This window comes from Paenibacillus sp. J22P169, assembly GCF_059691995.1.
In genome coordinates this window covers 1-11479 of the sequence record NZ_JCAUAO010000024.1, presented here as the reverse complement: position 1 = coordinate 11479, position 11479 = coordinate 1, and the positions used below count along the sequence as shown (strand labels likewise).

The 11479-nt window shown below is 44.1% G+C and carries 9 protein-coding genes and 1 riboswitch; of the genes, 3 read left to right on the top strand and 6 right to left on the bottom strand.

From position 1 onward, the window contains the following. The 3 genes from AC58QG_RS36350 to AC58QG_RS36340 all read right to left on the bottom strand — a co-directional run. The coding region (locus AC58QG_RS36350) for an Ig-like domain-containing protein (protein WP_497366806.1) at positions 1–3186 on the bottom strand (3186 nt) is incomplete at its 3' end. 47 nt (positions 3187–3233) lie between these two features. Then, the gene (locus AC58QG_RS36345; protein ID WP_497366805.1) at positions 3234–3758 is read right to left on the bottom strand and encodes a phage tail protein; all 525 of its coding nucleotides are present in this window, start codon (positions 3756–3758) and stop codon (positions 3234–3236) included. A gap of 11 nt (positions 3759–3769) precedes the next feature. Next, complete coding sequence (locus tag AC58QG_RS36340) at positions 3770–4750, bottom strand: phage tail protein (RefSeq protein ID WP_497366804.1); 981 nt, start codon at positions 4748–4750, stop codon at positions 3770–3772. 178 nt (positions 4751–4928) lie between these two features. Here AC58QG_RS36340 and AC58QG_RS36335 point away from each other — a divergent pair, with 178 nt between their 5' ends. From AC58QG_RS36335 to AC58QG_RS36325, 3 genes are all read left to right on the top strand, one after another. Beyond that, on the top strand, positions 4929–6572 hold the full coding sequence (locus AC58QG_RS36335) for a PhoX family protein (protein WP_497366803.1): 1644 nt from the start codon (positions 4929–4931) through the stop codon (positions 6570–6572). 137 nt (positions 6573–6709) lie between these two features. Beyond that, a riboswitch (purine riboswitch) is annotated at positions 6710–6808 on the top strand. A 61-nt stretch (positions 6809–6869) separates the two neighbouring features. Then, positions 6870–8294 (top strand): NAD(P)/FAD-dependent oxidoreductase, encoded by a 1425-nt coding sequence (locus AC58QG_RS36330; RefSeq protein WP_497366802.1) that lies wholly within the window; start codon positions 6870–6872, stop codon positions 8292–8294. A gap of 187 nt (positions 8295–8481) precedes the next feature. Continuing rightward, positions 8482–8823: a LytTR family transcriptional regulator DNA-binding domain-containing protein gene (locus AC58QG_RS36325; RefSeq protein WP_497366801.1), complete on the top strand. Its 342-nt coding sequence runs from the start codon at positions 8482–8484 to the stop codon at positions 8821–8823. A 73-nt stretch (positions 8824–8896) separates the two neighbouring features. Here AC58QG_RS36325 and AC58QG_RS36320 read toward each other — a convergent pair whose 3' ends face one another. The 3 genes from AC58QG_RS36320 to AC58QG_RS36310 form a co-directional block, all read right to left on the bottom strand. Then, positions 8897–9295 carry a hypothetical protein gene (locus tag AC58QG_RS36320; protein WP_497366800.1) on the bottom strand — a complete coding sequence of 133 codons (399 nt, stop codon included), beginning with the start codon at positions 9293–9295 and terminating at the stop codon, positions 8897–8899. Between the two features lie 109 nt (positions 9296–9404). Further along, complete coding sequence (locus tag AC58QG_RS36315; protein WP_497366799.1) at positions 9405–10670, bottom strand: MFS transporter; 1266 nt, start codon at positions 10668–10670, stop codon at positions 9405–9407. Beyond that, a complete protein-coding gene (locus tag AC58QG_RS36310; RefSeq protein WP_497366798.1) occupies positions 10667–11116 on the bottom strand; it encodes a MarR family winged helix-turn-helix transcriptional regulator in 450 nt (149 codons plus the stop codon). Before AC58QG_RS36310 ends, AC58QG_RS36315 begins: the two co-directional genes overlap by 4 nt. Positions 11117–11479 lie beyond the last annotated feature (363 nt).

Below are 11479 nucleotides of genomic sequence, written 5' to 3'. Positions count from 1 at the left end.
ATTCGGAATGCTATTTCCCTCACTTGCAGTTATTACCTCTATACCTTCAACTGGTATCGCTTCAATAGTAACTTCCAACGTCCCCACAATTTCTGGGTTATCATTCGACGTTGCCTTGACGATGACATTACCTACCGCTGTTCCTGTAAGTACGCCAAACTCGTCTATCCTTGCATCACCTGTACCTCGCTCGACGCTCCATATTACGGAAGCATCCGTTGCGTCTTCGGGTGATACCAGCGCTCTCATTTGCAACGTTTTTCCATTCGGAACGCTTGTTGCCTCGCTTGCACTCATTACCTCTATACCTTCAACTGGTATCGCTTCAATAGTAACTTCCAACGTCCCCACAATTTCTGGTTTATCATTCGCCGTTGCCTTGACGATGACATTACCTACCGCTGTTCCTGTAAGTACGCCAGACTCGTCTATCGTTGCATCACCTGTACCTCGCTCAACGCTCCAAGTTACAGAAGCATCCGTTGCATCATCTGGTGATACCAACGCAATCATTTGCAGCGTTTTTCCATTCGGAATGCTATTTCCCTCACTTGCAGTTATTACCTCGATACCTTCGACTGGTATCGCTTCAATTGTTACTTCCAACGTCCCCACAATGTCTGGATTATCATTCGCCGTTGCCTTAACAGTGACTTTACCTACCGCTGTTCCCGTCAATAAGCCGGACAACTCGCCTATCATTGCATTTCCTGTATCTTGTCGTTCTACACTCCATTTTACAGAGGCATCTGTAGCGTTCTCGGGTGATACCAACGCAACCATTTGCAGCATTTTTCCATTCGAAACGCTTGTTGCCTCGCTTGCACTCATTACGTCGATATGTGTAACAGGTATCTTTGTAATCGTAATGTTCATTGTCCCTACTATGCCAGAACCATCTGTGGCTGCTGCTTTAACAATTACCTCGCCTACTGCAGATCCCGTCAACATACCGAACTCGTCAATCGTTGCATCTCCTGAACCTTGAACTACGCTCCAAGTTACGGAAGCATTCGTTGCATCTTGGGGATATACCAGCGCACTCAATTGCAGCTGTTCTCCATTTCGAACGCTAGATGCCTCTCCCTCACTCATTACATCTATACTTGTAACCTTTACAGGTGCAATCGTAATGCTCTTCGTCCCCACTATGCCAGAACCATCTTTGGCAGTGGCCTTAACTAGAACCTCGCCTACCGCTGTCCCCGTCAATAATCCGTCAGAAGTAATTATCGCATTGCCCGTACCGGCCTCGATACTCCAGGTTATTGTCTTATTATCAGCGTTCTCCGGAGAGATGATAGCACTCATTTGCAACGTATCTCCAATGATTACAGAAGTTGCCTCACCAGCACCTGACACTGCAATACTAGTAACAGGTAAAGCACGATTTACCGTAACCATAGTCGTAGCAGTTGTTCCATCTTCTGCTCTCACCGTGATATTAATTTCTGTATTACCCACCTGAAGAGAAATAGGTTCGCTCCAAGTATCACTTTCAACCGAGCTACTATTTACTGTTACTGTTGCATGTGACTCATTAACTGTTGGCATAACCTTCAAAGAGTCGTCCACATAAGGTAGACTTACTGTGTATACCCTAGTGCTTGCGTCGAAAGCCGGAACCAATGTGCCATTAGACAATGTTAAATTCCTTAACAGTGCATCCTTACTCAACAGGGTTATAGTGTGTAACGCACTATTATTTGAAGTATACATCTCGGCGCCGCCAGACACCGTTACCGAACTTGTCAATGTGCTGGCAGCATTTGCTGCAACATTCACAGTTACATCGATAGGTGCATAAGCTGCTTGTCCTTGCGGGAGATCGGATCGTGAACAGGTCAGATTAACAAATTGACAAGCCCATCCACTCCCACTTATAGCGGTTGCAGTCAACCCTGTTGGCAACGTAACCGTCGTTGTCACCATACCATTCACCGGCGGCGTCCCAGAATTATAGACTGTAACCGTGTAATGCGCTCCTGTTTCCCCTAGAGAAAAAGTATCCGTTGGAGCAATGTCTACTCGCAAATCCGGCTTGTCTGGATTAATTGTGACATCTGCGCCAATAGTATTCAGCAGGCTTGGTAATGAAGTACCACTTACATAGATCGCTCCGCCACGAATAGCGTTATTACCTGTTAACGTCACGGTATTCAAGGATACCAATCCAAAATATTGATCTAGTACAAGTCCGCCACCGTCCCCGTTAGCGGTATTACTCGAAATCGTTGTATTCCAAATACTCGCAGGTACACCGAGGTATAGACCGCCAGCTCGTCCCTCGGAACCTTCCCCGTTAACCTTACTGGTTGCCGTATTTCCAGTGATCGTACTATATGAAATGGCAACAGTTCGAGCAACAGTAGTCTCCGGCACTATAGCCATACCACCGCCAAGTCCGTAAGACGTATTGTTTGAAACGGTAATACTCGACAGATCGAGGTTCATATCCCCCTGCAAATAAACGCCGCCGCCTTGAGAACTGTATAGCGCAGAGTTATAAATTCCAGCTGTATTATTCCGAAAAGTAACCTCGTTTAGTTTAACCGTTCCACCTGCTGCACCCGTTAAATAAACGCCGCCTCCGAAACCGTTACCCGTAGTTGAGTTATTTTCAATAATCGAATCGCTTATCTCAATCGTACGGGTTCCTGTATCCCCATCAATCCCGCCTCCACCTGATCCAAGCGGTGCCTTTCCATTACGGATTGTCAAGCCTTGAATCGTTACATCGTATCCAGGGTTACTCACATTCGGATTAATTTTCAAAACACGATTTATCGATGAGGATGCGTTACTTGCCGCTTGAATAATCGTACTCATTGGATTGAACTGGTTCCCGACTAAGTTAACGTCACTATTTATGACCAACTGGCCGTAAGATGGATTCAATGTGTATGTACCCGGCGGTATCGTAATCGTATCTTCACCTGCAAAAGCATTTGCTTCCATTAAAGCTGCTCGGATCGAGCAGTCTCCATTTCCATCAACACAAATCCCGTCACCAGGATTCGTATCCTCTGTATCCATAATTGTACCTACTGCAAAGGTAGTAGCCGCACTAGCTGACCCACCAAAGCTAGCATACAGGCCAACGATAACTATCAACACTGAAACGGTTACTATTATATTCCTACTGTTTTTCATAAAAGTAAGTGATTGCTTTCGCCAAGTATCCACTTCCTCGCCACCTCTCCGTCTTTCTAAAAAAATAACTCAAGCTACTATTAGGATCGTGGTGGATACACTCCTTGCATAGCAATACAAAAATTAAGGGTCAAATAAGGCTGCATATTATTATGAGGCTGACTACCTCCAGACGGTTCAATAGCTTGAGCACTCATGGGTCTCAAATTATTCTTCTCCGTGTATGCTGCTGCCCCACGTCTACCTTGAATATCCATCAACAATTGGCCAGTAGGTGATTCCTGCGCGAAGCCAAATCTTCCATATTGGATTGCATGGGAGTGCGCTGGTATTTCCGAAGTCAGTAACGTGACTGACTCAGAACCCTCCGCTTGACCCCAATAATACTCAGACAATCCAGGACCTTGTCCAGGGTGCAAAGGAACTCTTCCTTGTAAATCCGGAATGGCAAAGGTAGTTCTGCCATCCCCTCCATATGTTGTGCCTAATAGTGAAAATAAAGCTGTATTCTGCGAAATCGGTAATAGTTGGCCGTTGCATTGCGCCCAACCTGTAGGTGCGAAATTAAACGGGAATATACGAATTTCTCCAAGATATTGATCCATAAGACCTCTCCTTAATTGCGACTTGGGAAAATACCCTGTAGTGCGATTATTGCATTCAGACAAAGAAACGGCTGTCTATTCTCATGTGGTTGACCTCCGCCAATATTGGCAACGACGGCACTGTTAGATACACTATCTCGAACATACCCGTACGAGCTCGTCGTGGTCATTCCGAATGCGTGATTATCTAATGTTTTTGAATCCGCCGCGTTCACACTAGCATTTAGCGAATGAATATGGGCTGGCATTTCACTAGAATTTAACGTATGAGCTTGCTGTCCGCCCGACTCCCCAATCGTATGTCCTGCCCCCATGTGAATGGGGATTCGACTCTGTAAATTGGGTAAAGCAAATGTCGTTGTTCCATTACCGCCATAAGTTGTTCCCACTAATGCGAAAAGTGCTTGATTCTGATTTATTGGTAACGTTTGTCCATTACATAGTGCCCAGCCACCTGGCGCAACGTTAAATGCAACCCAACGTATTTCAGCCAAATAAGGTTCATCATTCATCCCATAAAGACAAATAATATAATGAACAGCCAAATATGGCTGCATATTTGTGTGCGGTTGACTTCCTCCTGTACTCCCAACGGTTCCGTTCATGCTTGTTGTTTCCGTCGCCCCAACGGTATCCGTGAATTGATTGAGCGTTGATCTCGCTAGGACAGTGCCCTCCGGCGTATTCGTACTCCCAAATTTGGACGATACACCGAACGCATGTGAGTGAGTAGGCATTTGATTAAGGGTTAATGTAACCTCTTCCACACCACCTTGTTCACCAAAAGTGGTCCCATTCCCGCTATGCAAAGGAACCCTGCTCTGCAAATTGGGTAAAGCAAATGTACTATTTCCATCTCCACCATAAGTCGTTCCTATTAAATTATACAAAGCCTCATATTCGGAAATAGGTAGCAACTGCCCACTACAAAACATCCATCCAACAGGAGCAAAATTGCCTCCAAACATACGAATCTCACCAATATAGGCCATTATATTTATCCTCCTAATTTTGAATAGACGGTTAAATGCAATATAAACGTAAATAGATCGCAAAATTTCGACAATATTCTCTATTATTCTAGCAAAATATAGGTAATAATACATGCATTTTTAAAAATATATGGTATGTTATTACTATAAAAGGCTCATTTAAGTCGGGAGGACCGTCATGGACTCGAAAAAAACATTTTCACGGCGACATTTTTTACAATATTTAGGCTTAAGTGCTGTTTCAGTTGCTTCCACTTATACGGGTCTCACAGCATTTACTAAGAAAGTTAGTGCTTCAGAGGACAATAATGCTTACGAGCAGTTGCCAGAGATATTCAATCCAACCTTACATTCCGCAGCTGATGCAGACCAACTTCTACTAAGCAGCGGATTTTCTTATCTAGTGCTAGCGGCCTACGGTGATAAAATTAACAAAAAAGGTGATACCTTTGGCTTTAATAGCAGCTACACCTCGTTCTTCCCTCTGCTTGATTCAAATAAAGAAGCCTTGTTATGGGTCAATCATGAATCGGTTCAGCATTCTTGGCTCATAGATCGTTCTAAACCTATCGTATGGAAACAACAAGAACAGCTGCTTTACGAGCAAGGCGGCTCCTTGTTACATCTAAAGAAGGATGCACTTGGTTCTTGGAAGCTTGTTGACGATTCTTCCCTTGCACGACGGATCTCAGGATTAACTCCAATCGAATTGACAGGCCCGGTTAGAGGAACTCCTGCAGTTAATGGAGCTACTCTTGTCCAAGGTACATTCGCTAACCGAGGAGGCTCCAAAACATTATGGAACACGCAGCTCGCTTGCGAAAATCATTTTGAAGCAACTTGTCGTGATGCCGGTTTAGCCCTGTCTCATTATGGTTGGATCGTCGAGATCGACCCTTTCAACGAACAGAAGAAACCTGTTAAACACACAGCTCTTGGCAGATTTCATCACGGCAGTGCAGCTATGACTTTGAATGCAAGCAATCAAGTTGTCGTATATATGGGCGAAGACTCACCAACCGGATTTGTATACAAATTCGTAAGCAAAGGCCAATGGAGCGAAGGCCAAGATAAAGAAAATCTTTTAACTGAAGGCACTCTATATGCTGCGGACTTCATTCAGGGTTCTTGGATTGAACTCTCCCTTCCCAATGTCAGAAAAATGCTAAAAAGCTTTACCTATCAAGTGCCTGAATCCTTGTATAAATCCAAAGAAACGTTACTTGAACAGTTCACATCCCATAGTGATGTGCTTACCTATGCCAATGAAGCAGCTTATATTGTTGGAGCCACAACGTGCGATCGGCCTTCTGAACTTACCCTGCATCCCGTAGATAAATCTGTTTATATCGCATATACGCAAAACACTAGCCGTGGCAACCTTCATGGTCAGATTATCCGTTTGAAAGAAAATGGCAGCACCAACTTTGAATTCGAAACGTTTATTGCTGGTGGACGACAAAGTGGGTTCAGCTCACCTGCCAGTTTAACCTTTGATAAAAATGGCAATCTATGGGTCGGTTCGGACATTGCTCCTGACCAATTAAATTCCGGAGCTTGGTCCGAATTCAAAAATAATGGCATGTATCTGATCCACCGTTCAGGCGTCACCAATAAAACGAAACAATTTGCTTCAGCACCAACTGAAGCTGCACTTAGCGGCATTTCCTTCACCGAACACCAGGATACGGTATTCCTGTCCGTTAACCATCCAGGCTCAGCTGGCGCAGGCACGGACAAACCAACAAGTCAATGGCAGCATAAGTTTGGGGACAAAAACCCACGTTCAGCAGTCGTTACTATTACACGATTACCATTGTAAATAAAACAAACAAAAACAGTCGTGTGTATGATGCATACGGCTGTTTTTCCTCTCTGAGCCACCATTCAAATTCACGAACATTATCCCATTGACAACAAATAATGTTCGTATTATGATAGTCAAGGCAATGACAATCAGTCACATTAATATGAATCGTTCGTATATCCTCGAGGATTGGCTTGGGGGTCTCTAGAGGAAGCCATAACTTCCTAGCTACGACGGGTGCTCTTTTTCGCATACCCGTGTGGCTAGGTTTTTTTGCGTCCAAATATGACTGTTTCAGAGGAGATTGCTGCTATGAAGGCTTATGATTTTATCGTTGTTGGTGCAGGACCTGCCGGTATTTTTGCTTGCTATGAGATGACATTGCTTCACCCTAATGCGAACATTTTACTCGTTGACAAAGGCCACGATATTTACAAGCGCAGTTGTCCGATTCTTGAAAATAAAATCAAACTTTGCCCACCTCCAGCTGGCAAGAAAGACTTCTCCGGTTGCCTGCCTGCGTGTTCCATTACCTCCGGTTTTGGCGGAGCAGGAGCTTATTCCGATGGAAAATTCAACATTACCACCGAATTCGGTGGCTGGATGACGGATTATTTGGCACCAAGTAAAGTTATGGAGCTCATTCGTTATGTAGACAGCATCAATCTAGAACATGGCGCAACAGAAAACATTACGGATCCTACAACCGAAGCCGTGAAAGATATTGAGCAACGCTCCTATGCAGCTGGCTTGAAGCTGCTTCGCGCTCAGGTTCGTCATTTGGGCACAGAACAAAATCTAATGATTCTCAAATCGATCTATGAATATTTGAAAACACGCATCGATATGCAGTTCAAAACCGAAGTCGATGATATCATGACAACGAAGAAAGAAGATAAGAATGTCGTTCAAGGCATTCGTTTGAAGGATGGCACCGAGCTTCTGAGCAATTATGTTATGCTGGCACCTGGTAGAGACGGTTCTGCTTGGTTAACACAGGTTCTCAAGAAGCGCCGTCTCAAGATGTCCAACAATCAAGTTGATGTCGGCGTCCGTGTTGAGACTTCGGATGTCGTCATGCGTGAAATCAACGAGCATTTGTATGAAGGTAAGTTTGTGTATAACACATCGGTTGGTACACGCGTAAGAACGTTCTGCAGCAATCCATCTGGACACGTCGTCGTTGAGAATCACAGCGGCATCATGGCAGCCAATGGGCATTCCTACAAGGATCCTGCGCTTGGATCCAACAATACGAATTTCGCACTTCTTGTTTCACATAAATTTACAGAGCCATTCGATAAGCCGAACGAATATGCACGAGAAATTTGTAAACACGCGAATGACTTATCCAGCGGCGGAGTGATCGTTCAGAAGTTCGGAGATATTATGCGAGGACGCAGATCTACTGCTGAACGGATACGTGAAGGATTCTTAGAACCCACTCTATCTGAAGCAGTTCCAGGGGATCTTGGGCTAGTTCTTCCCTACAATACAATGAAAAGCTTAATCGAAATGATCCACGCTCTTGAAAAAGTAACACCAGGTATCGCCTCCGAGCATACGCTTTTCTACGGTGTTGAAGCGAAGTTTTACTCTGCACGTCCTAAGTTGAGTGAGAGCTTTGAGACAGAAATCAAAGGCCTCTTCTGTGGCGGCGATGGGGCAGGTATCACACGTGGCTTAGCACAAGCTGGTGCTGCTGGCGTATGGGTCGCTCGCAACATTCCGCTGTAAATTATTTCCGGGGAAATAGCCGTTTGTTCGTCAAAAACAGCACAAAACCAACATATTCCTCCTTCCAAGGAAGAAATATGTTGGTTTTTTTTAATCTAAAAAGCCTTCCCATACCTCACAAATTATGGTAAGATAAAACCGTCTCAAGCAATGTAAGCGTTATCATTTTAAAAAGGGGGCAGATAAAATGAATGTAGCGCTCGAAGTAAAGAATACGTATGAGGATTTTGTATTAGAAAAGGATATCATGTATTTCCGCGTTGGTGAACATGGCCTGGTCTCCTTTCATGGGAAGAACTACCATATCAAGAAACGTCTTAATACAGAAGAAATCCAGGATATGACCTCAGACAGCAGCTTTTTCAAAGTAAACACAGATTGTTATGTGAATACACGTAAAATCCAACATATCCAAGATGGTAAAGTATTTTTCGAAGTTAGAGGATCCGAATCCAAATACACGTCGGTTACTAAGCTTCGCCAACATCGTCTGAAAGAACTTGTTCTTCAACAAAAAGCTGAAGCATAAGCACTGTCATATGTAAAAACAGAAAAAGGAGCTGAGCGAATAAATTCGCCAGCTCCTTCCTTGTACTATCACATTATGAAATTTTGGCTAGTGTCTCTTGCTGATGCTCACGGATCAGAAAGCGTATGTAATCGACGGTTGTATCTTTAACCTTTTTGGCTTCTTCCAACGTAGCGAAGCTGTATTCAGCATAGTCTGTGCTTTCATACTTGTTCAACTCTTCATTGTTCATGCCAAGTGTGGAAAAGTTATGAACGAGCTCATAGGATGTTTTCGAATCCACATTTTTCACAAAAATATCTTTCGAAAAGAAAGACCCCTGTTTCTCCACTTTAAAAATGACCCGAAACGGCTTCTCCTTATCCGAAACAAAACATTTAATGACAACGTCGATTTCCATCGTTTTGTAATCCACAGTGTGCTTCGGTTCCTGCATTGGTTTCTGCATCCATTTCTTCAATATCCCCAGCACAAGATCCCTCCTCACACATGAACTTATGCTCATATTGTAGCGAATCCCTACTAAATTGACAACCCAAATGATAGAATCTTTATAATATAAAAAGTCGAATTTACTCCTTTCAAGCCACTTCCTGCTCGTTAAGAGATTTCGTTGTGAGCGACGACTTATATTTCCAAGTAATGAACAAACAGAGAAGCCCCGTTAGGACCCCACAGGCCACGAATGCGCCATTCGCCCCAAAACGATCTGCAATGAACCCAGAGAACAAACTGCCAATCGGTGTAGATCCAGCAAACACAAGCGCATATACACTCATAACACGTGCTCGATACTCATCCTTAGCATACATTTGAAGTGCGGAGTTACTATTCGTTGCGAAAAGTATGTTAAAGAAACCCGTACATGCAAGCAGTGTTCCACAAACCCAAACTGAACCGCTCAGCCCATTCAGAATCAAGCAAATAGCCACCATACAGCTCGCAATCATGCTCACCTTCAGCTTCGGGCCCCTCTTACTGCGAAATGACATCGTGAGCGCTCCCGCAAGCGAACCCACACCCAAACAAGACATCAACGTACCATAAGTCGTCTCTCCCATATGCAGCACATTTTTCGTGAACACTGGAATTAGAATATTAAAGTTAAATGCAAGCGTACCAATCACAGTTACAAGCAGTACGGTAGGAGACAGTATGGGATCTTTAGCAATATAAACGATACCATCCTTAATTTCCTTCAAAATGCCTTCCTTCGCCCTAATCTTACGTACATACGGCGCAGCCTCAATATGAATTAATCCATATAGAACGGCCAGAAAGCTGACCCCATTCAGCAAAAAGCACCAGCCAGCACCCAGCCAAGCCATCATCACGGCGCCAATGGAAGGGCCAACAATTCTCGCCATATTAAACGTCGTCGAGTTAAGTGCAATCGCATTCATCAGGTCATCTTTACCCACGATTTCCACATTAAATGACTGTCTGGTTGGCATATCCAGGGTATTATTTAAACCCAATAACAGGGCTAAGACAAGGATATATTCATATTTAACTGTGTCAGTAAGCACCAAAGCAGCCAAGGCGAAGGCGAGTATCATCGAAACCGTTTGTGTCACAATGAGGATATTCTTCTTTGGAAATTTATCTACGATAATACCTGCAAATAGCGAGAATAATAGAATTGGAAGGAACTGGCATGCAGCTACAACTCCAAGTTTAAGAGACGATCCCGTTAACGTCAGCACGAGCCAGGACTGCCCGATATTTTGCATCCAAGTACCAATGAGCGATACACACTGCCCTAACCACATATAACGATAATTCTTGTGTGTCAGCGCATGGAAATGACGATCAATGAACACAGACCCCGCAGCCCTCACATTCATAGGTCTACCTCTTCCTCGGCAAAGTGAGCCGCATTGTGACCCATTTTCTCTAAAATAGTAAGGGCCATCTGTTTCTCTTCATCCGACAGACCGAACGTCAATCGCTCACGCCAATCGGTGAGAACTTTCCGCACATCCTCTTTAATTCCGCGTGCTTTATCCGTCAACAAAACCTCATAGCATCGCTTATCTTTTTCACTGACGGTGCGCGTTATGTAGCCTTGCTCTTCAAGCTTTTTCAGCGCTTTCGCCGTCGTTCCTTTATCGATTTTCAAATAGTCGGACAGCTCCTCTTGCGTCAAGCCATCCTCTTTATACAGCGCATTGAGGAAAATATGCTGACCTCTGCCGATCTCGAACTGCTTTAAGTGGTCACCGATGTACATCTGTCCGTACCGGTAAATCAGCGAGACCCACCTTGGAATCGAATTTCGCGTTTCAATCATCGCAACCTCTCCTCATACATGATTTCACTCTAAAATACACCTAACCTACCGAATCGTTGCACTTGCCACTAATTTAGTGTACGCCGAATACGTTGCATGTGCAACTAATTTTTGGTGGAAATTTGCGAGAGGAATCTCCCCTCCCCGGCAGCTAGCTCTACCTTATCTGACACTTCTAACTACTCGTACGCTATAAGCGTGTTTCTCAGCGCTATAGGCGCCAGTTGGCGCTTTGACGCGTCTGTAGTGATGTTTATGCACTTAGAATTAATAGTGGACGTCTCTTAGTGTAGAAGTAATAATAACCTTAACTATTAACTAAGAGGTGTCTGTCCATGAGCGAATCAAGACAACGATATAATG